This window comes from Novosphingobium jiangmenense (assembly GCF_015694345.1).
Taxonomy (GTDB): Bacteria; Pseudomonadota; Alphaproteobacteria; order Sphingomonadales; family Sphingomonadaceae; genus Novosphingobium; species Novosphingobium jiangmenense.
The window spans coordinates 290562-313362 of the sequence record NZ_JADQDC010000003.1 but is presented as its reverse complement, the minus strand read 5'-3'; the positions used below and the strand labels follow the sequence as shown (position 1 = coordinate 313362).

Sequence of the window (22801 nt, the reverse complement as noted above, 5' to 3'; positions counted from 1 at the left end):
CATGAGCTGGAAGAATGCAAACCGCGACGCCTTTGCCGCCTTCATGTGCGACGAGACCGCGCTCGACGTGCTTCGCCCGGTCGTCGTCGACATGGGCTGGGCACCGGAAAAGTGCCACCGTGGCGGCCTGAGGAACGCGATCCAGTCGCTGTCCATCACCGCCAGCCCGAACATCCTGATGGTCGACCTGTCGGAAAGCGGCGACCCGCTGAACGACATCAACGCGCTGGCCGAGGTGTGCGAACCGGGCACCGTGGTGATCGCGGTGGGCCAGGTCAACGATGTGCGCCTCTACCGCGACCTGATCGCCTCGGGCATCCAGGACTATCTGCTCAAGCCGCTCAACGCCGGGCAGATCCGTGACGCGCTGGTGCAGGCGCAGGCGATCTTCACGGCGCCCAAGAGCCATGATCCGGCAGCAGTGAAGCGCCACGTCTCGACTGCGGTCGTCGGCACGCGCGGCGGCGTCGGTGCCTCGACGCTGGCGACCTCGCTCGCCTGGCTGTTCAGCACCGACCACAAGCTGCCGACCGCGCTGCTCGATCTTGACGTGCACTTCGGCACCGGGGCGCTGACGCTCGACCTCGAGCCGGGCCGCGGCCTGACCGACGCTATCGACAATCCGAGCCGCATCGACGGGCTGTTCATCGAACGCGCGATGATCCGCGCCAACGACAATCTGGCGATCCTTTCGGCCGAAGCGCCGATCAGCTCGCCGCTGATGACCGACGGCAGCGCCTTCGTGCAGCTGGAGGAGGAATTCCGCCAGGCGTTCGAGATGACCGTGATCGACATGCCGCGCAACATGCTGATCAACTTCCCGCACCTGCTGGGTGACGTGAACGTGGTGATCGTGGCGACCGAACTGACGCTGGCCGGTGCCCGCGATGCCATCCGCCTGCTCTCCTGGCTGAAGACCAATGCCGCGCACGCCCGCCCGATCATCGTGGCGAACAAGGTGCAGGCCGGCGCGAACGAAATCAGCAAGGCCGACTTCGAAGCCTCGATCGAGCGCAAGATCAACTACATGCTGCCCTACGACATAAAGGGCGCGTCGAACGCGGCCAAGCTGGGGCAGACTTTCGTTGCCGCCAACCGGGCCTCGAAGGTGGGTGGCGCGATCCGCGACATCGCCTTCGCGATCATCGGATCGGGCGAGGAGGACGGCGCGGAGGACGGCGCTGCCACCGCGCGCAAGCCCTCGCTGCTGGGCAAGTTCGATCTCAAGAAGATGCTCAACAAGCCCAAGGCCGGCGTGCCGGCCTGATCCGGCATTGCAGCCACTGAGGTTACAGGAAGAGACCTGAAATGGGGAACATGATCCAGCTGATCCTGATGTCCGTCGGCATGATGGTGGCGATGGTGCTGGGTTATGCCGCGCTTTCGGGTCCTTCCGCCTCGAAGGAAGGCGGGCGCCGACTGCAGTCGGTGCGCTTCCGCCATTCCGACAGCGCGATGGACAAGGTCGAGGCGCAGTATCGCAAGACGCTGGCCGCGCGCAAGCCGCGCACCATGAAGATCGCCGGGTCCGGTTCGCGAATGGAAGCGCTGGAACTGCGGCTTCATCGCACCGGCAAGGGCTGGACGCTGTCGCAGTACCTCTATTTCAGCGGCGGCCTTGCCCTGGCGGTGCTGGTCATCGTCTACCTGAAGACCGGCGCGCCGCTGATGGCGCTTGGCGCGGGCGTGCTGATCGGCGGCGGAATTCCGCACATGCTGGTATCGCGCGCCATCAACAAGCGCGTCGACAACTTCACCACCCGCCTGCCCGATGCGCTCGACCTGCTGGTGCGCGGGCTTCGTTCGGGCCTGCCGGTGACCGAGACGCTTGGCGTTGTCGCCAGCGAACTGCCGGGTCCGGTGGGCGAGGAATTCAAGCTGGTGACCGACCGCATCAAGGTGGGCCGGACGATGGAAGACGCGCTGCAGGACACGGCCGACCGCCTCAACATGCCCGAGTTCAACTTCTTCTGCATCACCCTCGCGATCCAGCGCGAGACCGGCGGCAACCTTGCCGAAACGCTCTCGAACCTGTCCGACGTGCTGCGCAAGCGCGCGCAGATGAAGCTGAAGATCAAGGCGATGAGCTCGGAATCCAAGGCCTCGGCCTATATCGTCGGGTCGCTGCCGTTCATCGTGTTCGCGCTGATCTACTGGATCAACCCGGTCTACCTGTCGAAATTCTTCGTCGACGAGCGCCTGATCATCGCCGGGCTCGGCGGGCTGACCTGGCTGGGCATCGGGTCGTTCATCATGGCCAAGATGGTCAACTTCGAAATCTGAGCGGGAAAGACAGGCCATGATTCAGAACCCGCCCGGACCGACCCTGCTCGGCTTTGACGTCTACTTCGTCGGATCGATCCTGATCGGCGTTGCCGCCGCCGCCGTCATGCTGGCGATCTATGCCGCGGTGACCGTGCGCGATCCGATGGCCAAGCGCGTCAAGGCGCTGAACGAGCGGCGCGAGCAGCTCAAGGCCGGCATCGTCACCGCCAATGCCCGCAAGCGCCAGAGCATCGTCCGTCGCAACCAGACCACCGACCAGATCCGCGGCTTCCTCGAATCGCTGAAGGTCCTGCAGGACAGCCAGCTCGCCGTCATCCAGCAGAAGCTGGCCCAGGCCGGCATCCGCAAGAAGGAATGGGCGGTTGCGGTCATCCTTGGCCGTCTGGTCGGCCCGATCACGCTCGGCCTGCTTGGCGCGGTGATGTTCTACTGGACGAACATGTTCGGCGACTGGAGCCCCATGAAGCGCATGGGCGCGTTCATGTTCATGCTGATCGCGGGGTACAAGGGGCCGGACGTGTTCATCCAGAACATGGTGTCCAAGCGCACCAACGCGATCCGCAAGGGCCTGCCCGATGCGCTCGACCTGCTGGTGATCTGCGCCGAGGCCGGCCTGACCGTCGACGCCGCGTTCAGCCGCGTGGCGCGCGAACTGGGGCGTGCCTATCCCGAACTGGGCGACGAGTTCGCCCTCACCGCGATCGAGCTGTCGTTCCTGACCGAGCGCCGCCAGGCTTTCGAGAATTTGGCCTACCGCGTCGATCTGGATTCGGTAAAGGGCGTGGTGACAACGATGATCCAGACCGAGCGCTATGGTACGCCGCTGGCATCGGCACTGCGCGTGCTTTCGGCCGAGTTCCGCAACGAGCGCATGATGCGCGCCGAGGAAAAGGCCGCGCGCCTGCCGGCGATCATGACCATCCCGCTGATCCTGTTCATTCTGCCGGTGCTGTTCGTGGTCATCCTCGGCCCTGCGGCCTGCTCGATCAGCGATACCCTGATCCACAAGAAGAGCTGACCGGCCTTCAGGCACAAGGAAAGGCCCCGCCGGACAAACCGGCGGGGCCTTTTCGTTTGCGGATGCAGGCGTTCAGGCGCGGGTGACGGTCTGGTCGATCGCGCCGAAGATGCTCTTGCCCTTGGCGTTGCGCATCTCGATCCGCACCGTGTCGCCCCACTTGAGGAACGGCGTCTGCGGCTGGCCCGAGGCAATGGTCTCGACCATGCGCTGTTCGGCGATGCAGGCATAGCCACGCCCGCCTTGCGCGACGGGACGGCCGGGCGAGCCATCGGGATCGCGGTTCGAAACAGTGCCCGAACCGATGATCGAGCCGGCGCCGAGGCTGCGCGTCCTGGCCAGATGGGCGATCAGCACGCCGAAATCGAACGTGCACTCCTCGCCCGCCTCGACCCGGCCGAAGGGCTGGCCGTTCACGTCGATCATCAGCGTGCGCGAGAGCTTGCCACCGGCCCAGGCATCGCCGAGCGCCGCGGGCGTGACGAAGACCGGCGAGAAGTGGCTGGCCGGCTTGGACTGCACGAATCCGAAACCCTTGGCGAGTTCGCCGGGGATCAGGTTGCGCAGCGAAACGTCGTTGACGAGGCCGACGAGACGGATGTGGCCCAGCGCCTCCTCCGCTGAGACGCCCTGCGGCACGTCGCCGGTGACGACGACGATCTCGGCCTCGAGGTCGCAGCCCCATGCTTCGTCGGCGAGGCGCAACGGTTCGCGTCCGCCGCGCAGGTCGTCGCTGCCGCCCTGATACATCAGCGGATCGGTCCAGAAGCTTTGCGGAAGCTCCGCTCCGCGCGCCTTGCGGACCAGTTCGACGTGATTGACGTAGGCGCTGCCATCGACCCACTGGTAGGCACGCGGCAGGGGCGCGCAGGCTTCGCGTTCGTGGAAGCGCTTGCGCGGGATCGCCTCATGGGCAAGCTCGATCGAAAGCGCCTCGATCATCGGGAAATAGCGGTCCCAATCGTCGAGCAGGGCCTGCATCGTCGGCACGATGTGATCGGCGTCGGCGTACCAGGCAAGGTCTTCGGACACGACGATCAGACGACCGTCGCGCCCTTGCGGCAGGGATGCGAGCTTCACTTGTCGTCGCCTTCGAGCGCGCGGGCCGCCTTGAGCAGCTTGTCGAGGATGGCGCGCAGCTTTTCCTGTTCGCGCGGAGTGATCGCGGCAAAGATCCTGTCGTACATCTCCACCGCCTGCGGCCAGATCTTGCCGTGCAGGTCGCAACCTGCAGCCGTCAGTTCAAGATGATGCGAGCGACCGTCCTGCTCGTTCGGGCTGCGCTGGACGAGGCCGCGCTCCTCAAGCACCTTGCAGGCGCGGTTGACGGCGACCTTGTCCATCAGCGTGGCGCGGACGAGATCGCGCTGGGTCAGCGACCCGGCATCGCCGAGGACCGCCATGATGCGCCATTCGGGGATCTTGAGGCCAAATTCGCTGCGGTACTCGCCCGCGATAAGCCCGCTCACCGCGTTCGAGGTGATGGCCATCCGGTAGGGCATGAAGTCGGAGAGGCGAGACTGTGTCTGAGGCATGATTTCGTATCACATGAAACCAGCCTGATTTGCAAGAGAGAAATAATATGACACCAGGCCGCGAAAAACCCGTTAGATCATTACCGTCCTGCCCGCCACACGAAATTTTCTTTACCGCACCCGCGCGCAGCTTTCGCCGCGCGGGGCAGTAAAAACGGGCGGTTCGGCAGCGCAATCAGTGCGCGAGGATGCCCGCCATGATGAAGTCGACGGTGTGTTCGCGGTAGCTGTCGCGCAGCTGTTCGGTCAGCGTGTCCTGATCGAAGCAGTGCTTGAGGACCAGCCGCGCCGAGAAGAAACGGTCCGCCGCGCCGGTCACCGTGAAGTAGAACAGCTGCGGGTTGATCGGCCGGAACACGCCCGCCTTCACGCCCTCGCCGATGAAGCGGTTGTAGGCGCGGTGCAGCGGCAGCAGGTACTGGTCGGCAATGCGCTTGGCCTCGGCCTCGTCGCTGTCGCGCACCAGACGCATCAGCAGGCGGTTGAGGTAGGGGTAATCGTAATAGGTATCGATGCACTTGGAGATGTGGCGCCGCAGCTTGGCCTCGGGGCTCATGTCGTCCTTGGCCAGCAGGGCATCGACCGACTTGACGATGTTCTCCATGTCGCGATCGAGCAGGGCCTTGAGCAGGCCGGCCTTGTTGCCGAAGTAGTACTTCACCAGCGCGGAATTGAGCCCGGAGCGCAGGCTGAGTTCCGAGAGTGAAATATCGACGACATCTCCCTCGCGCATGATCATCGATGCGGTCTGGAGAAGCTGCTCGCGTGCGCCCGGCGTTTCCAGGCTTTCCCCCTTTGACACTTCCGTATTCATTCCCAACCCGGCTCGTTCCACCACGGATAAAACGAAGGCATATCCGAAGAAACGCGTCCGGGGTAGCGGGGAGCGCGTTTTTCCAGAAAACTCGCGATGCCCTCTGCCGCATCGCCGCCGCGCGAGAGGGTGTAGATGGCACGGCTGTCGACGCGGTGGGCCTCCATCGGGTGCGACAGCGAGGGATTGTGCCACAGCATCGCGCGGGTCATCGCGACCGAGACGGCGCTGGTGTTGTCGGCAATCTCGCGGGCGAGCGCGATGGCCGCAGGCATCAGGTCCTCAGGCTCATGGAGCGAGCGGACGAGGCCGCCGCGCAGGGCTTCCTCGGCGTCGAAGATGCGGCCGGTCATGCACCATTCGAGCGCCTGGGGCAGGCCGACGATGCGCGGCAGGAACCAGCTCGACGCTGCTTCCGGGACGATGCCGCGCCGCGCGAACACGAGACCGAAGCGCGCCTTGGTCGAGGCGAGGCGGATGTCCATCGGCAGCTGCATGGTGACGCCGACGCCCACCGCCGCGCCGTTGATCGCGCCGATTACCGGCTTCTTCGACTGGTAGATGCGCAAGGTGATCATGCCGCCGCCATCGCGCACGCGCGGATCGGACAGGTCCTCGACCGTATCGCCGCTGGAGAAGACGTGCTTGCCATCGGACGGGGTAAGATCGGCCCCGGCGCAGAAGGCGCGGTCCCCGGCCCCGGTGACGATCACGGCGCGGACGCTGTCATCGGCATCGGTGCGATCGAACGCGTCGATCATCTCGTTCATCATGGTGCCGGTATAGGCGTTCATCTTTTCCGGGCGGTGCAGCGTGATCGTTGCAATGCCGTCGGCGATGTCGAGCTTGATCTGCGTGTAGTCGGCCACGTAACTCTCCCGAAACGATGGAGGCGGGATCGCTGTCCCGCCCCTCACCTTACTTCTGCTGTCAGCGCGGTGCCATGCGGATGGCACCGTCGAGGCGGACGTCCTCGCCGTTGAAGTAGCCGGTCTCGATCATGCACAGGGCGAGATTGGCGTATTCCTCCGGCTGGCCGAGGCGCTTGGGGAACGGCACGGAGGCGGCGAGCGCGTCCTTCACGTTCTGCGGCGCGCCCTGCAGCAGCGGGGTGTTGAAGATGCCGGGCAGGATGGTGTTGACGCGGATGCCCTCGCTCATCAGGTCGCGCGCGATCGGCAGGGTCATGCCGACGACGCCGCCCTTCGAGGCCGAGTAGGCAGCCTGGCCCATCTGGCCGTCTTCGGCGGCGACCGAGGCGGTGTTGACGATGGCGCCACGTTCGCCGAACTCGTCGCACGGATCGAGCGTCATCATGCCGGCCGCCGACTTGGCGATGCAGCGGAACGTGCCGACGAGGTTGATCTGGATGATCCAGTTGAAAGCATCCATCGGGAAGTGCTTGATCTCGCCGGTTTCCTTGGAGCGGCTGGCGGTCTTGATCGCGTTGCCGGTGCCGGCGCAGTTGACGAGGATGCGCTCCTGACCGTGGGCGGCGCGGGCCTTGGCAAAGCCGGCATCGACGCTTTCGTCGCTGGTCACGTTGACCTCGCAGAACACGCCGCCGATCTCGGCCGCGACGGCTTCGCCCTTTTCCTTCTGCAGGTCGAAGATGGCGACCTTGACGCCCTTGGCAGCAAGCGCGCGGGCAGTGGCAGCGCCGAGGCCGGAAGCGCCGCCGGTGACCACGGCAGCAACGGTGTTGTCGAGCTTCATTGGGGGTATTCCTCTCTCAAGAATGGCAGATCAATCGGTGTCGTTCCCCAATTTCGTCATTGCGAGCCCCGCAGAGCGGGGTGAAGCAATCCAGAGCGGCTTGCGATGACTCTGGATTGCTTCGTCGGCTTCGCCTCCTCGCAATGACGAAAGGGATGGTGGAAAATCAAAGGGCTTCGATGATGGTGACGTTGGCGACGCCGCCGCCTTCGCACATGGTCTGGAGGCCATACTTGCCGCCGCGCGCGCGCAGGGCGTGGACGAGCGTGGCCATGAGCTTCGTGCCCGAGGCGCCCAGCGGGTGGCCGAGCGCGATGGCACCGCCATTGACGTTGAGCTTCTCGGGGTCCGCGCCGGTGTGCTTGAGCCAGGCCATCGGCACCGAGGCGAAAGCTTCGTTGACCTCGTAGAGGTCGATGTCCGAAATCTTCATGCCCGCGCGCTGCAGGGCGCGGTCGGTGGCGAAGAGGGGTTCTTCTAGCATGATCACCGGATCGCCCGCCGTCACCGTCAGGTTGTGGATGCGGGCGAGCGGGGTAAGGCCGTGGGCCTTGAGCGCAGCTTCGGAGACGACCAGCACGGCGCTGGAGCCGTCGCAGATCTGGCTGGAGCTGGCAGCGGTGAGCGAACCTTCGGGGCTGAGCAGCTTGACCCCGGCAATGCCTTCGAGCGTGGCGTCGAAGCGGATGCCTTCGTCCACGGTGTGCATGGCGGGGCCTTCGGGGGTCTCGATCTCGATAGGCACGATCTCGTTCGCAAATGCCTGGGCATTCGTCGCGGCAATGGCCTTGTGGTGGCTGTTGAGCGAGAAGCGGTCGAGGTCGTCCTTGGTGAAGCCGTGCTTCTTCACGATCATTTCCGCGCCCATGAACTGCGAGAACATGATGCCCGGATACTTCTCGTCGAGACCCGGCGACTTGTAGTGGCCGAGGCCCTCCTTCATGTGGAAGGTGGCGTTCGAGCCCATCGGCACGCGGCTCATGCTTTCGACGCCCGAGGCGATGACCACGTCCTGCACGCCCGACATGACCGCTTGCGCCGCGAACTGGATCGCCTGCTGCGAGGAGCCGCACTGGCGGTCGATGGTCACGGCGGGCGTCGATTGCGGGAGCAGCTTCGAGGCGAGCACGGCGTTGCGGCCGACCTGCATGGCCTGCTGCCCGGCCTGGGTGACGCAGCCCATGATCACGTCGTCAACCGCAGTCGGATCGATGCCGGTGCGGGCGATGATCGCATCGAGACTGCGCGCGGCGAGATCGACCGGGTGGACGCCTGCGAGGCGGCCGCCACGGCGCCCTCCGGCAGTGCGCACCGCATCGACGATATAGGCTGTGGCCATGTGCTCCGACTCCTCTCGAAATACCTTTAATCGAACGATTAAGGAGCGGGACGGCGCTGGTCAAGCGGGCTTGTGAAGTCTCGCAGCGCATCCCATAGACCGGGGCGTGAGCAAGGAACTGGCCCTGATCGAAGCCCTGCGCGCGCTGGCCCCGCACCCGGCGGCGCGCGGGCTGGCGGACGACTGCGCGGTCCTGCCCTTCGGCGGCGAAACGCTGGTGCTGACGCATGACATGATGGTCGAGGGCGTGCACTGGCTGCCGGGGCAGGATATGGCCGACGTGGCGTGGAAGCTGGTGGCAACCAACCTCTCGGACCTCGCGGCCAAGGGCGCGGAACCGGTGGGCGTGCTGCTCGGCTTCACGCTGGGTGAGGAGGATGCGCGCTTCGTTGCCGGGCTGGGCGAGGCATTGCAGGCGTTTGGCGTGCCCTTGCTGGGTGGCGATACGGTGAGCGCCAATGGCCCGCGCAGCCTTGGCCTGACCGCGCTGGGGCGGGCGACCTGCTCTCCGGTGCCTTCACGGAGCGGGTCGCGACCGGGTGACAGGCTCTGGCTGACCGGACCAGTGGGCGCGGCGATGCTGGGGTTCGAGGCGCTGCGCGACGGGATGACTGGTGATAGCGCCGCGTTCCGGCGGCCGACGCCGCGCCTTGAGGAAGGGCGGGCGCTGGCCCCCATGGCCACGGCGATGATGGACGTTTCCGACGGCCTCCTGATCGATGCCGCGCGGATGGCGCAGGCCAGTGGCGTGACCTTTGCCATCGACAGCGAGGCCGTGCCCTTCCCGCCCGCCCTGCCCGCCAGCCGCCGCGACGAGGCGATGCGCTGGGGCGATGACTACGAACTGCTGTTCACGCTGCCAGCCGATGCGAATCCCCCGACTGCGGCGCATTGCATCGGCGTGGCGCGAGCGGCGATGCCATCACCTGTTATCGTCGATGGTGCAGTGCCGCATGGCAATCTGGGTTATATGCACGATTAAAAAGGCCATGCCGCACGTCATCGAAGGGCTTGCGGGGCAGAAATAAAGCTATAGCTTCCCGCCCGACCCGCAACGACGGGGACGGACCTTTCGAGGTCCGGGAGATAAGGGGGATGCCAACGTGAACCTAGTCGTTTTATCGATAATATTCGGGTTGCTGGCCGTCGTTTATGGCTTCGTGACCAGCCGCCAGGTGCTCGGCGCACCGGCTGGCAATGCCAGGATGCAGGAAATTGCCGGCGCCATCCAGGAAGGCGCGCAAGCCTACCTCAAGCGCCAGTACACCACCATCGCCATCGTCGGCGTGGTCGTTGCCGTGATCATCGCCGCGACGCTCGGCGCGATCTCGGCCACCGGCTTCGTGATCGGCGCCGTGCTTTCGGGCGTCGCGGGCTTCATCGGGATGAACATCTCGGTGCGTTCGAACGTGCGCACGGCAGCGGCGGCGCAGAACGGCCTCCAGGCCGGCCTGACCCTCGCGTTCCGCGCAGGCGCGATCACCGGCATGCTGGTGGCAGGCCTCGCCCTGCTCGCCATCGCGGTGTTCTACCACTACCTGACCGACATCGCCGGTTACACCGTGGGCGGCGATGACCGCACCGTGGTCGACGGCCTCGTCGCGCTGGCCTTCGGTGCCTCGCTGATCTCGATCTTCGCGCGCCTTGGCGGCGGCATCTTCACCAAGGCCGCAGACGTCGGCGCCGACCTCGTCGGCAAGGTCGAAGCCGGCATCCCCGAAGACGATCCGCGCAACCCCGCGGTGATTGCCGACAACGTGGGCGACAACGTCGGCGACTGCGCCGGCATGGCCGCCGACCTCTTCGAAACTTACGTCGTGACCGTGGGCGCCACGATGGTGCTGACCGCGCTGCTGCTCAAGGGCCTTGGCGCTGCTCTCGCCCCGATGATGGCGCTGCCGCTGCTGATCGGCGGCGTGTGCATCGTCACCTCGATCATCGGCACCTACTTCGTCAAGCTCGGCTCCTCGAACAACATCATGGGCGCGATGTACAAGGGCTTCCTTGTCACCGCCGTCCTGTCCGTCGGTGCGATCTGGTGGGCGATTTCCTATGCGCTCGGGGACATGGAAGCGCCGATGGGCTACACCATCCTCGACAATACGGTGACCTTCTCGGGCCGCGTGCTGTTCTACTGCTCGCTGCTTGGCCTCGTCATCACCGGCCTGATCATCTGGATCACCGAGTACTACACCGGCACCAACTATCGCCCGGTGCGCTCGATCGCCAAGTCGTCGGAAACCGGCCACGGCACCAACGTCATCCAGGGCCTGGCAATCAGCCTTGAATCGACCGCGATGCCGACCATCGTGATCTGTGCCGGCATCATCATCGCCTACCAGCTCGCAGGCCTGATCGGCATTGCCTATGGCGCAACCGCGATGCTGGCGCTGGCCGGCATGGTCGTGGCGCTCGACGCATACGGCCCGGTCACCGACAACGCCGGTGGCATCGCCGAAATGGCCGGTCTCGACGATTCGGTGCGTGACAAGACCGACGCTCTGGACGCGGTGGGCAACACCACCAAGGCCGTGACCAAGGGCTATGCGATCGGATCGGCCGGCCTTGCCGCGCTCGTCCTGTTCGCCGCCTATACCACCGACCTGCGCGAGTTCTTCCCGAACCTCGCGGTCAGCTTCAGCCTCGAGAACCCCTATGTCATCGTCGGGCTGCTGCTCGGCGCGCTCCTGCCGTACCTGTTCGGTGCGATGGGCATGACCGCAGTGGGCCGCGCGGCAGGCGACGTGGTGGTCGACGTGCGCGAGCAGTTCGCCAGCAACAAGGGCATCATGGAAGGCACCAGCAAGCCCGACTATGCCCGCACCGTGGACCTCGTGACCAAGGCGGCGATCAAGGAAATGATCGTGCCGTCGCTGCTGCCGGTGCTGGCACCGATCGCGGTCTACTTCGTGATCGCGGGTGTCGCTGGCCAGGCCAACGGCTTTGCCGCGCTTGGCGCACTGCTGCTCGGCGTGATCGTCGGCGGTCTGTTCGTCGCCATCTCGATGACCTCGGGCGGCGGCGCATGGGACAATGCCAAGAAGTACATTGAAGACGGCAACCACGGCGGCAAGGGCTCGGAAGCCCACAAGGCCGCCGTCACGGGTGATACCGTGGGCGATCCCTACAAGGACACCGCCGGCCCTGCCGTGAACCCGATGATCAAGATCACCAATATCGTGGCACTGCTGCTGCTTGCAGCCCTTGCCAGCCACGCGATGGGATAACCACCAACGGAAAGTTGGGGAGAGGAGGCCCCGTCCGGAGCGATCCGGGCGGGGCATTTCTTTGCCCGCGTGTTAACCGAGTTTTCGGGCATTGCACCTAAGGCGAGGTGCGGAGACCCTGACACTTGAACCTTGCGACATTCACCACGGCAGCCACGCCCACGCCTCTCGTCCTTGCGGACGAGCCGGTGACGTCGGTGCGACCGTGGCGCGAATGGACTTCGCCCGAACGCCGCATGCAGTGGCATGCGCTGGCGGAAAGTGCATCGACCCCGAACCCGTTCTTCGAGCCGTGGTACCTGCTGGCCTCGCTCGAGGCTTTCGATCCCACAGGAACGGGCCGGTTGCTCTCGGTGGAAGTGGCGGGCGAACTTGCCGGGCTGATGCCGTTGAGCAGCCCCCGCCGCTATGGTCGCTGGCCGCTGCCGCATCTGGCGACATGGCTGCATCCCAACGCCTTCCTCGGTGCGCCGCTGGTGCGGGCGGGGTGCGAAAGGGTGTTCTGGCGGGCCCTGTTGCAATGGGCAGACGCGCAGGCCGGGCGCGAACAGGCGCTGTTCCTGCACCTGCCTGCGATGCCGCTGGAACAGCCGCTGACCGAGGCGCTGTTCGACTGTGCCGATGAGCAGGGCCGCAAGGCCTCGCTGGTCATGCGCGAGCAGCGAGCCCTGCTGCATTCGCCGCTGACACCGGAACTCTATCTCGAGCGGGCGCTCACCGCCAAGAAGCGCAAGGAGCTGCGCCGCCAGCATTCGCGCCTCGCCGAACAGGGGCAGCTGGAAGTGGTGCGGTATCGGGACGCCACGGCCTTGGACGCCTGGATCGAGGCCTTCCTCGCACTTGAGAAGCGTGGCTGGAAAGGCACGAGCAACAGTGCGATGGCCTGTGCGCCGGAGACCGAGGCCCTGTTCCGCAATGCGCTGGAAGGCGCGGCCGCGCTGGGCCGACTGGAGCGCCTGTCGCTGACGATCGACAGGCGGCCGATTGCCATGCTGGCCAACTTCCTGACGCCGCCGGGCAGCTTTTCCTACAAGACCGCGTTCGACGAGGACTTCGCACGCTATTCGCCGGGCGTGCTGCTGCAACGCGAAAACCTGGCACTGCTTTCGCGGCCCGAGATCACCTGGTGCGACAGCTGCGCCGCGCCCGACCATCCGATGATCGACAGCCTGTGGACCGAGCGCCGCGCGATCGGGCGCATCTCCGTGGCGATCGGCGGCAAGCTGCGGCGATCCCTGTTCGAAACCCTCCTCGCGCTCGAACTCGGGCGCAATCCCGTCGGACTGACACGATGAACCAGCCCTTCCCTTTGCCGCGCGCAGCGGCGCCGCTTGATGCCTTCGACGAGACTTCGCGCGCAACCTTTGCCGCGTCCTACCCGGAAGTGCCGCACAAGCTGGTTCACCGGCTCGGCATGCACCCGCTGATGCAGCTGGACGCGCTGGCCTGTCTGGCCGAGGCCCTGCCCGAGCGTTCGGTGGAGTACAACCGCGCCGCACTGCCCATCGGCCTGAACGGCGAGAAGGCTCCGGCCAACGGCATCGGCATCGGCGAGACCATCCGCAACATCGCCTCGACCGGCAGCTGGGCCGCGCTCAAGAACATCGAGCAATGCCCGGCCTATGCCGAACTGCTGGCGAGCCTGCTGGAAGAACTGCGCCCGGTGATCGAGGACCGCACCGGGGCGATGCTCAAGCCGCAGGGCTTTGTCTTCGTGACCAGCCCCGACGGCGTGACGCCCTATCACTTCGACCCGGAGCACAACATCCTGCTGCAGGTCATGGGCAGCAAGGTCATGACCATGTTCCCGGCAGGCGATGCGCGCTTTGCGCCGGACGAGACGCACGAAAGCTATCACACCGGCGGCGGACGCGAGCTGTTCTGGCGGGACGAGCTGAAGCCCGCCGGCAAGGACTGGTCGCTGCACCCGGGCGAGGCGCTCTATGTACCGGTGATGTCGCCGCATTTCGTGCGAAACGGGCCTGCGCCCTCGGTCTCGCTGTCGATCACGTGGCGTTCGGAATGGAGCTTTGCCGAAGCCGATGCGCGGGCGTTCAATGGTCTGCTGCGCAAATGGGGCCGGGCTCCGCGCGCGCCGGGGCGCTGGCCGGCCAGCAATCGCGCCAAGGCGCTGGGCTGGCGGCTCTATGCCAAGCTCAGTGGACGGCGCTGATCCCGTTGACGCTAACGGCAAGTCAGTCCATCGGACGGGCATGACCGAAAACGACAATCCGACTCCGCAGGAACTGGTCGACCGTCTGCTCGACCTGCTCGACGTCAAGGACCACGGCGGCGACCGCTTCGAGGGACGGCGCAAGATCGGCGGCGTCGGCCGCGTGTTCGGCGGGCAGGTTATCGGCCAGGCCCTCGCCAGCGCCGAGCGCACCGTGCCCGACGACCGCCCGGTCCACTCGCTCCACGCCTATTTCCTGCGCGGCGGGAACGAGGACCACGAGATCGACTTCAAGGTGGAGCGCGACCTCGACGGCGGTTCGTTCTCCAACCGGCGGGTGGTGGCGAGCCAGCTGGGCAAGCCGATCCTCAACATGGTCGCCTCGTTCCACAAGCGCGAGGACGGGCGCTATCATGCCGAGCCGATGCCGGAGGTGGCCGGACCGGATGATCTTGCCAGCGAGGCCGAACTGCGCCGTCGCCATGCCGACAAGATGCCGGAGCATCAGCGCCAGTTCATGCTGCAGCCCCGACCCATCGAATTGCGCCCGCTGGAGGCGCGGCACTGGATGAACAGCGGCCCGCAGGAGCCGCGCGCGCATACCTGGTTCCGTTCGGTCGCCGCGCTGCCCGACGATCCGCGCATCCACCGCGCTGTGCTGGCCTATGCCAGCGACATGACGCTGCTCGGTACCTCCACCCTGCCGCACGACATCAGCTGGTCGAAGGGCAACCTGATGGGCGCGAGCCTCGACCACGCAGTGTGGTTCCACGATGATTTCCGCGCCGACGAATGGCTGCTCTACGCCTGCGACAGCCCGTGGGCTGGGCGCGCGCGCGGCTTCAATCGCGGGCGGATCTACACTCGCGACGGCAGGCTGGTGGCAAGCGTGGCACAGGAAGGGCTGATCCGGCCGATCGAGCCGAAGAGCCGCGAGGGCTGATCAGGGCTTGCGGCAGGCGGCACCGGTGATGCGCGGCTGCGCGACCATGGCCGCGACGACCTTGCCCAAGGCCGAGATCGCCGGTTGCGCGGCGAGGGTGCGGGCCACGGCATCGAAGCGCTGGCAATTGGCGGGATCGGTCGCTCCGCCGCCATAGCGGTTGCCGAGCTGGGTAGCGTAGCTCTCGTAAGTGCGCCCTTGCGCGAAGTGCGCGCGCAGGCGGCGGTCGGCTGCGGCAAAGACCGGCGCGTGGGTGGCAAGCATGGCCTCGTAATCGGCGGAGATGTCGACGCCGATGGCCTTGCAGCGCAGGCTGACCGCCATCATCATCGCTTCGAATTCATGGACTTGCGCGGCGACAAGGGTCTCGCGATCAAGACAGGCCTGCGCCTGCACTGGCAGCGGCAGAAGCATTGTGCAGGCCGCAAGCGCGGCAACGAGGCGCTTCACTTCGCGGCGACCGTGACCGGGCAGGCGGTGATCGGTACGGCCATGATCGCATCGAACTGGCGGACCACGGCGGCCTGACGGCTGTAGGTCATCGCCGCAACCTGCTGCTGATAGTCGCGCGCCTCGGCGGCCAGCGCGTTCATCGGCGAGGGATCGCGCGCGAGCTGGTAGCTGTCGTAGGCCTGCTGCAGCTTCTGCATGTGGGCGATGGCGGCGGAGTTGTTGCCGCGTGCGAGTTCGAGCAGCGGCTTGTAGCGCAGTTCGTAGAAGGCATTGCGCTGCTCGGCAGAGCAGAACGATCCCGGCAGCGGCAGGTCGCTGACCTCGGTGAGCGCAGGCCGGGGTGGCAGGGCAAAGCCTTGCGCGGCGGCGACACTTGCGGTGCCCGCGCCGGGCTCCTGCGACTTGGCCAGTTCGCTAAGCAGCGCGGCATCGCGGGCGGCCTGTGCGGGTTCTGCCGGTGCCGCTACGGCTGTGGCAAGAGCCGGGGCGGGTGCCGGTGTCGCTGGAGCGGCGACCGGTTGCGGGGCGGGCGCAGCAACCGGCGGTGCGACCACCGGGGCTGGCGCAGACTTGCGCAGGCTCGCCACCTTGGCCTTGGCGAGGCCCGCGAATGTCCCGGCGGGGTATTGCTGCAGGTAGGCGTCATAGACCGCCGGGTCCTCGCTCCCCGCCACCGATTGCCAGAACGCCAGTTCGAACGGCGAGCCGACGCCGTTGGCGCTTTGTGCGGCGAGCGGTGCGGCAGCCACCATCGCCAAGGCTCCCAATGCCGCAATGCGGCTGCTGCGTAACGTCATTGCCCAAGTCTCCCGGCCCCGCGCGTCCCGTACGCGCAAGGCCTGTCCCGCAGGCGAGCAAGCGCCCGGGAGCCTCAACCGCAGGCAAACAAACAAGGTTACCGGTGCCTAAACGGTGTTCCTGCGTATGCCCTGTGTCAGGAAAGCAACGCGGCGGCGCGGGTTTCGGCGGGTTTCCAGTCCAGCCCCTGCGCCTCGAGCCAGGCATCGTCGTAATAGGTCTGGGCATAGCGCAGGCCCGAATCGCACAGGATCGTGACGATCGAACCCGCCTGGCCTGCCGCCGCCATTTCCTCGGCCAGCATGAGGCAGGCGTGGATGTTGGTGCCGGTCGAACCGCCGACCGGCCTGCCGATCCGCGCGGCAATGGCGCGCATCGCCCCGATCGACGAGGCATCGGGCACGGCGATCATGCGGTCGATCACCTCGGGCACGAACGAAGGTTCGACGCGCGGGCGGCCAATGCCTTCGATCAGGCAGCACGCGCCCTGCGGCGGCGCGGTGACGCTGCGGTCGGCATGGTGGCGGTGGAACACCGAGCCTTCGGGATCAGCCACGCACAGCCGCGTCGGGTAGCGGCCATAGCGGATGAAGCGGCCGAGCGTGGCCGAGGTACCGCCCGTCCCTGCCCCGCACACGATCCACGACGGCACCGGGTGATCCTCGCGCGCCATCTGCTGGAAGATCGACTGCGCGATGTTGTTGTTGCCGCGCCAGTCGGTCGCGCGCTCGGCGTAGGTGAACTGGTCAAGAAACAGGCCGCCTGCTTCGGCAGCAAGCTGTTCGGCTGCCGGATACATCTCGCCCGCGCTGTCGACCATGTGGACGTCGCCGCCATGAAAGCGGATCGCCTCGATCTTGGCCGGCGAGGTGCTGCGCGGAATGACCGCGACGAATTTCAGCCCGATCAGCCTGGCGAAGTAGGCTTCCGAAACCGCCGTCGATCCGCTTGTCGCGTCTACCAGCAGCGTGTCCGGGCCGATGCGATTGTTGCACAAGCCGTAGAGGATCAGCGACCGCGCCAGACGGTGCTTGAGGCTGCCGGTGGGATGGACGCTTTCGTCCTTGAGGTAGAGCGTGATGCCGGGGAATTTCGGCAGTTCCACGCGGATCAGGTGCGTGTCGGCGGAGCGGTTGAAGTCCGCCTCGATCCGGCGCACGGCCTCGTCGCTCCACTTGCGCCGGTCGTCGCTCATCGCACTCTCCATCCTCTAGCCGTTCGGATGATAGAAGTCGTAGACGGTTTGCGCCACTGCCGCGCTCACGCCCGGTGCGCGCTGCAGATCGTCGAGGCTCGCCGCGCGGACCTTGCCCGCCGTGCCGAAGTGCAGGAGCAGCGCGCGCTTGCGGGCCGGGCCGATGCCGGGGATCTCGTCCAGCGGGCTGGCGGTGATCGCGCGGCTGCGCTTGGCGCGGTGGGCGCCGATGGCGAAGCGGTGAACCTCGTCGCGCATGTTCTGCAGGTGGAACAGCACCGGCGAGTTGACCGGAAGCATCTTCTCGCGCCCGTCGGGGAAGTGGAACACCTCGCGTCCTTCGCGCCCGTGGTGCGGCCCTTTGGCAATGGCGATCAGCGCCACGTCCTCGATGCCGAGTTCGCCAAGCGCCTCCTTCACCGCCGACATCTGGCCCTTGCCGCCATCGATCAGCACGAGGTCGGGCCACATGCCGCTCTCGCGGTCAGGGTCTTCCTCCTGCGCTTTGCCGAAGCGCCGGGTCATCACTTCGCGCATCATGCCGAAGTCGTCGTTGGTCTGTGCGGTCTTGATGTTCCACTTGCGGTACTGGCCCTTCACGAAGCCTTCCGGCCCCGCGACGATCATCGCGCCAAGCGCATTGGTGCCCTGGATGTGGCTGTTGTCATAGACCTCGATGCGCTGCGGCACTTCGGGCAGTTCGAGGAATTCGGCGAGTTCGCGCATGACCTTGGCCTTGGTGCCGCTCTCGGCCATGCGCCGGTCGAGCGATTCCACGGCGTTGCGCTGCGCCTGCTCCATCAGCCTGCGCCGGTCGCCACGCTGGGGCACCGAAATCTCGACCTTGCCTCCTGCCGCCTCGCACAGGGCCTCGGCCAGCAGCGCGGCTTCTGGCAGTTCACGGTCGACGAGGATCAGGCGCGCCGGCGGCACTTCCTCGTAGAACTGGGCGAGGAAGCTGGTCATCACTTCGGTTTCTGCCAGCCCCTCGGTGTGGCTGGGGAAGAAGGCGCGGTGGCCCCAGTTCTGGCCGCCACGGATGAAGAAGGCCTGCACCGCCACCTGCCCGCCCTTGACTGCCATGGCGAAGACATCGGCATTGCCGACGCCCTCGGCGTTGATCGCCTGGCTGCCCTGGATAAAGGTGGCGGCGCGCAAACGGTCGCGCAGCATCGCGGCGCGCTCGAAGTCGAGGTTCTCCGCCGCCTCCTGCATCTGCGCCTCGATCTCGCGCTGGACCGCGCTCGACTTGCCGCCGAGGAAGTCCTTGGCCTGCCGCACCAGCTCGCCGTAGTCCGCCTCGCTGATGCGATCGACGCAAGGGGCCGAGCAGCGGCGGATCTGGTAGAGCAGGCAGGGCCGATCGCGCCGCGCCATGAAGCCGTCGTTGCAGCTGCGCAGCAGGAACAGTTTCTGCAGTGCGTTGATCGTGGTGTTGACGCTGCCGGCGCTGGCAAAGGGGCCGTAGTAGTTGCCCTTGGCCTTGCGCGCGCCGCGATGCTTCTGGATGCGCGGGAACGCATGGTCGCCGCGCAACAGGATGAACGGGAACGATTTGTCATCGCGCAGCAGCACGTTGTAGGGCGGGCGGAAGCGCTTGATCAGCTGCGCTTCGAGCAGCAGCGCCTCGGCTTCCGAATTCGTCGTGACGATCGTCATGCTGCGCGTCTGGCTGACCATGCGGCGCAGGCGGTTGGGCAGGCGATCGACTTGCGTATAGTTGGCGACGCGGTTCTTCAGCGCGCGCGCCTTGCCCACGTAGAGCACGTCACCTCGCGCATCGAGCATGCGGTAGACGCCGGGCTTGGGCCGCAGCGTGTTCACCGTATCGCGGATGACCGAGATGCCCAGTTCGATGTCCGGCTTGTCCGCACCGCGCACGGTGGTCGACGCGCGATCCTCGTGGAAGCGCTCGGTATCGCGGTCGGGTGGAGGGGCGGGCGTGCGGGCCATGGCGTTCCCATGCAGATAGTCGCTGGCGCGCGCGGCGCAATGGTCAGAGGCCGGGTTTCCCCAAAGTGATCAGGGTTTTCCCGGATGGTCCGTTCCGGTGGTTTTAGGGCTCCTGCGCGACAAGTGGTGAATGATCGCGAAACCTTTCGGCCGGGCGGGGACAGGCGCAAGCGCCGTGCCCCAGGGACGGCGCGGCGATGCCCGCGTCCGGCTGCACCTGCCTGCGCGTCTGATCCTGCTGACGGGCACGCAGCATTGCATGCTCGAGGACCTGTCCGTCACCGGCGCGGCGATCATTCCCGAGGAAGACCTGCCGCCTGTCGGCGCTTCGGCGATCCTGCAATGCGAACATATCGAGGCGTTCGGACAGGTGCGCTGGGCCCGCTACGGGCGTTGCGGGCTGATGTTCGAAGAGAAGCTGCCGCTCGCGCAGGTCGTTTCGCTGCGGCACTTTGCCGACAATTTCGCCGCGACCGAGCGCGAGCGCAACAAGGAACGCGCCCGCGCCTGGGTGCAGGGCAAGAGCCGGATCGTCTAGCCCGGCCTCAGAACTGCTTGCGGAACTCGATCTCGAACACCCGCCCGCGCGGATCGAGGTAGCCGGGCTGATAGCGCAGCGGTACGGTGCCGGTATTGTCGGTCACGCGCTGCTGGGCGTTGAACAGGTTGTCGACCGAAAGCGAGAGGCGCGAGCCCTTGAGGAACGGCACTTTCTCCACCAGCTTCGGCTTGCGCCCGAGATCGGCGAACAGGCGCAGGTTGAACGTGGCGATCGGATCGAACCTCAGCGTCGTCGAACCCGGCAAGCCGCTGGCATCGATGCGCGAGCCGCCGGTGTAGGTGCCGTTGAGGCGCAGGCCGAAGCCGCGATAGAAGCCGCCGCCTTCCATCTCCAGCGAATGCCGCGCCACGCTGCCGCTGATCGCCTCGCCATCGAGCAGGTTGAGCACGGTGCCGCCCGGAGCGATCTGCACCGATTGCTGGAAGCGGATGGTGTGGAAGATCGAAAGGTTCCAGCGGCCGCGACCGTCGGAATTGAAGCCGCCGGGGCCGCCGCGCCCGCCACCACCGCCCATGCGCGGACCGGCTCCGGGAGGCGGACCGCCAGCCCCGGCGCGAGGACCACCCGGCCCGCCACCGCCGCCCCGCACGCCAGCCATCGGCCCGCGTTGTGCATTGGGGTCGGGCTTGCCGAAGCTGCCGGAGAGATTGAGGCCATAGCGCAGGCGCGAGCTCTTCTCCTCGGCAAAGGTCACCGGGCTCTGGTCCACCGACACGATCCGCCCCGAGGCATCGCGCACGACGCGCCCCGGAAACGCCGCTTCCACCTCTGGCGTGAGCAGCGGGAAATCGTTGGTGGTGTTGGTCGAGCGGTTGCGGAAGTATTCGGCGACGAAGGTCGAATCCTTGAGGAACGGCAGCGTCCAGTTGAGCCCGAACTTCCAGTCGCGCTGGCGCTCCTTGACGAGGTTCGGGTTGCCGCCCGAAATCACCCGCGCCAGCACCGTCTCGCCGCGCGAGAAGTCGTAGATCGAGACGTTCTCGGTGAGGATCGAAGGGCCGCCCAGTTCGGTCAGCGTCGGCGCCTTGTCGGCAGCGACATAGCTGGCCTGCAGGGTCAACTTCTCGGTCGGACTGTATGTCAGCCCGCCGCCCCAGTTGTAGAGCGTGCCGAAGTCCGACAGCCGATGCACTTCGGCATTGGCGTTGAGCGAGATGTCGCCAATCCCGGCGCCAAAGCTTTCCTTGCGGCTGGTGATTGGCAGGTCGAGGCTTAACCCACCTTGCGCATCGCCGCGCTTGAGGTTGATCTGGCCGGTGGCGGTGCGCGTATCGCTGCTTTCGATGCCCGAATAGTCGAACCCCGCCTTGACCGTCAGCGCCACCTCGCCACCCGGCAGGCGCAGCGGACGGCCCGACAGCGTGGCAAGGCTGGTCAGCGAGTCGGTCTTGGACAATGCCCGGTCGGCCGCACCGGGGATGATCGCCGAGGACGGCAAGGCGCCCGACGCTGCCAGTGCTCCGCTGTTCACCAGTGCCTGCAGACCCGACAAGTCCGCGCGGCGGTCGATCGTGCTGTTCGTCTCGACGTGCCCGCCATCTGCCGTAACCGCCAGGTTCCAGTTGCCAAGCGGCTTGTTCAGCGCGGCGCTCGCCTGCAGCGTGGTCGTGCGGCGGCGCGTGGTCAGCGGTTGCGGGTCGAGCGTGAAGCGCGAGAAGCTGCCGCTCTCATCCGTCAGCGTCACCGAGTTCAACCCGTTGAGCGAACGGGAATCGTCGCGCTGGGCCAGCACGTTGACGCTCAAGCCTGCCCCGCCGCCAAGCGCGCGCGCCAGTGTGGCATTGAGCTGGGCCGACTTCGAATCCGCGATCAGCGTGCGATAGGCCGCCGGATCGGGATCGCCGGCCACGCGCGTCGCCGAAGTGCTGGGCTGCACAATCCCGCGCTCGGCCTCGGTCAGCGGGCTGGCATCATCGAGCTTGCCGGTCACGTTGATGCGGTTGCCGCCCGCGATCTTCGTCAGGATGAGTTCCTGCTCCCACTCGGTAAAGCCGCCGCCGCTGGGCAGGCGCAACTCGCTGTCGCTGCCGAAGCTGCTGAAATTATCCTTGAGGATGAAGTTCACCACGCGCTGGTCGGGCCGGTAGCCGTACTTCAGCGCCACTTCCTCGGGCAGGACCTCGACCCGGCGGATGGCTTCGGGCGGAAGGCCACGCATCTCGCGAAAGCCCGAGATGCGCATGCCGTTGAGCAGGACGACCGGCATCCCGCCTCCCCGCCCTCGCCCCGACGAAGTCTGCGGCGAAAGCGCGGCCAGCAGGTCCTGCAACGATCCCGCGCCATAGGAGGCGATGGCGTTCTCATCGAGCACCGCGATCGGCGGCTGCGCGGTATCGACCTGACCCTTGATGCGGGTGGCGACGACGAGGATCTGGTCGTCCTCGGCAGTGATCGGGTTGCCTTCGAGATCCTGCAGCGCATCCTGCGCCGCGCCTTCGGCCGCCGCATCATCGGTCCCGGCAGTCACGTCCTGTGCCGTCGCGGGACTGGTCGCCGCGAGGCAGAAGGCAATGGCGGCCAGCGAGGGCACGGCGGAAAATCTCACGTCTGCAATTCCTTGAACTCGAAAGGGTGCCGGCTGGGCATTGGCAGCTTCAACGCCACACCTGCCGAGACGGTCCCGCAGCGGCAACGCGCATTTGGTATCAGTTTGTCGCACTGCAACATGAACTGTACCATCCGGCGCGCAACCTGAACCAAAGCTGGTCACCGCAAGACCGGCCCCGCGCGCGCCTCTTCCCTTTTTCGCCCGGCAAGGCTATGGGCCGCGCAATCCTTGTGCGCGTGGA

The 22801-nt window shown here is 66.4% G+C and carries 20 protein-coding genes; 9 read left to right on the top strand and 11 right to left on the bottom strand.

All coding sequences use genetic code 11. The features are described from left to right. Position 1 precedes the first annotated feature (1 nt). The 3 genes from I2488_RS06665 to I2488_RS06655 are packed head-to-tail and all read left to right on the top strand — an operon-like array spanning position 2 to position 3304. Positions 2-1267, top strand: a complete 1266-nt coding sequence (locus I2488_RS06665; RefSeq protein ID WP_196275006.1) for a P-loop NTPase family protein — start codon at positions 2-4, stop codon at positions 1265-1267. Between the two features lie 41 nt (positions 1268-1308). Further along, positions 1309-2283 (top strand): type II secretion system F family protein, encoded by a 975-nt coding sequence (locus I2488_RS06660; RefSeq protein WP_196275005.1) that lies wholly within the window; start codon positions 1309-1311, stop codon positions 2281-2283. 16 nt (positions 2284-2299) lie between these two features. After that, positions 2300-3304 (top strand): type II secretion system F family protein, encoded by a 1005-nt coding sequence (locus tag I2488_RS06655; protein ID WP_196275004.1) that lies wholly within the window; start codon positions 2300-2302, stop codon positions 3302-3304. A 72-nt stretch (positions 3305-3376) separates the two neighbouring features. On the opposite strand, the gene I2488_RS06650 is transcribed toward I2488_RS06655, so the two are convergent. From I2488_RS06650 to I2488_RS06625, 6 genes are all read right to left on the bottom strand, one after another. After that, the gene (locus I2488_RS06650) at positions 3377-4384 is read right to left on the bottom strand and encodes a fumarylacetoacetate hydrolase family protein (protein ID WP_196275003.1); all 1008 of its coding nucleotides are present in this window, start codon (positions 4382-4384) and stop codon (positions 3377-3379) included. Then, positions 4381-4839 (bottom strand): MarR family winged helix-turn-helix transcriptional regulator, encoded by a 459-nt coding sequence (locus tag I2488_RS06645; RefSeq protein ID WP_196275002.1) that lies wholly within the window; start codon positions 4837-4839, stop codon positions 4381-4383. Before I2488_RS06645 ends, I2488_RS06650 begins: the two co-directional genes overlap by 4 nt. A 175-nt stretch (positions 4840-5014) precedes the next feature. After that, positions 5015-5653 carry a TetR family transcriptional regulator gene (locus I2488_RS06640; protein ID WP_196275001.1) on the bottom strand — a complete coding sequence of 213 codons (639 nt, stop codon included), beginning with the start codon at positions 5651-5653 and terminating at the stop codon, positions 5015-5017. Further along, on the bottom strand, positions 5650-6522 hold the full coding sequence (locus tag I2488_RS06635; protein WP_196275000.1) for an enoyl-CoA hydratase-related protein: 873 nt from the start codon (positions 6520-6522) through the stop codon (positions 5650-5652). The genes I2488_RS06640 and I2488_RS06635 overlap by 4 nt, the downstream gene beginning before the upstream one ends. Before the next feature lie 61 nt (positions 6523-6583). Continuing rightward, positions 6584-7369, bottom strand: coding sequence for an SDR family NAD(P)-dependent oxidoreductase (locus tag I2488_RS06630; RefSeq protein WP_196274999.1), 786 nt, complete (start codon positions 7367-7369; stop codon positions 6584-6586). A gap of 166 nt (positions 7370-7535) precedes the next feature. Beyond that, positions 7536-8708, bottom strand: a complete 1173-nt coding sequence (locus I2488_RS06625; RefSeq protein ID WP_196274998.1) for an acetyl-CoA C-acetyltransferase — start codon at positions 8706-8708, stop codon at positions 7536-7538. A 106-nt stretch (positions 8709-8814) separates the two neighbouring features. On the opposite strand from I2488_RS06625, the gene thiL reads away from it, so the two are divergent. The 5 genes from thiL (at position 8815) to I2488_RS06600 (ending at position 15051) form a co-directional block, all read left to right on the top strand. Then, on the top strand, positions 8815-9690 hold the full coding sequence (gene thiL / locus I2488_RS06620) for a thiamine-phosphate kinase (RefSeq protein ID WP_196274997.1): 876 nt from the start codon (positions 8815-8817) through the stop codon (positions 9688-9690). A 121-nt stretch (positions 9691-9811) separates the two neighbouring features. Next, positions 9812-11935: a sodium-translocating pyrophosphatase gene (locus I2488_RS06615; RefSeq protein WP_196274996.1), complete on the top strand. Its 2124-nt coding sequence runs from the start codon at positions 9812-9814 to the stop codon at positions 11933-11935. Positions 11936-12060: 125 nt separating this feature from the next. Continuing rightward, positions 12061-13230, top strand: a complete 1170-nt coding sequence (locus I2488_RS06610; RefSeq protein ID WP_246465520.1) for a GNAT family N-acetyltransferase — start codon at positions 12061-12063, stop codon at positions 13228-13230. Continuing rightward, entirely contained in the window at positions 13227-14108 is an 882-nt protein-coding gene (locus I2488_RS06605) for a JmjC domain-containing protein (RefSeq protein WP_196274995.1), read from the top strand. Before I2488_RS06610 ends, I2488_RS06605 begins: the two co-directional genes overlap by 4 nt. A gap of 40 nt (positions 14109-14148) precedes the next feature. Beyond that, positions 14149-15051 carry an acyl-CoA thioesterase gene (locus tag I2488_RS06600; RefSeq protein WP_196274994.1) on the top strand — a complete coding sequence of 301 codons (903 nt, stop codon included), beginning with the start codon at positions 14149-14151 and terminating at the stop codon, positions 15049-15051. Here I2488_RS06600 and I2488_RS06595 read toward each other — a convergent pair whose 3' ends face one another. The 4 genes from I2488_RS06595 to uvrC all read right to left on the bottom strand — a co-directional run bounded on the left by I2488_RS06595 (position 15052) and on the right by uvrC (position 19450). Further along, positions 15052-15465 carry a hypothetical protein gene (locus I2488_RS06595; protein ID WP_196274993.1) on the bottom strand — a complete coding sequence of 138 codons (414 nt, stop codon included), beginning with the start codon at positions 15463-15465 and terminating at the stop codon, positions 15052-15054. It lies immediately after the preceding gene. Between the two features lie 32 nt (positions 15466-15497). Beyond that, entirely contained in the window at positions 15498-16301 is an 804-nt protein-coding gene (locus I2488_RS06590) for a hypothetical protein (RefSeq protein WP_196274992.1), read from the bottom strand. 137 nt (positions 16302-16438) lie between these two features. Further along, a complete protein-coding gene (locus tag I2488_RS06585) occupies positions 16439-17497 on the bottom strand; it encodes a PLP-dependent cysteine synthase family protein (RefSeq protein WP_196274991.1) in 1059 nt (352 codons plus the stop codon). Between the two features lie 15 nt (positions 17498-17512). After that, entirely contained in the window at positions 17513-19450 is a 1938-nt protein-coding gene (uvrC, locus tag I2488_RS06580; protein WP_196274990.1) for an excinuclease ABC subunit UvrC, read from the bottom strand. Between the two features lie 130 nt (positions 19451-19580). Here uvrC and I2488_RS06575 point away from each other — a divergent pair, with 130 nt between their 5' ends. Beyond that, on the top strand, positions 19581-19988 hold the full coding sequence (locus I2488_RS06575; protein WP_196274989.1) for a PilZ domain-containing protein: 408 nt from the start codon (positions 19581-19583) through the stop codon (positions 19986-19988). A 7-nt stretch (positions 19989-19995) separates the two neighbouring features. Here the strand turns inward: I2488_RS06575 and I2488_RS06570 are convergent, their stop codons facing one another. Next, positions 19996-22557 (bottom strand): TonB-dependent receptor, encoded by a 2562-nt coding sequence (locus tag I2488_RS06570; RefSeq protein WP_343070998.1) that lies wholly within the window; start codon positions 22555-22557, stop codon positions 19996-19998. Positions 22558-22801: the final 244 nt, after the last annotated feature.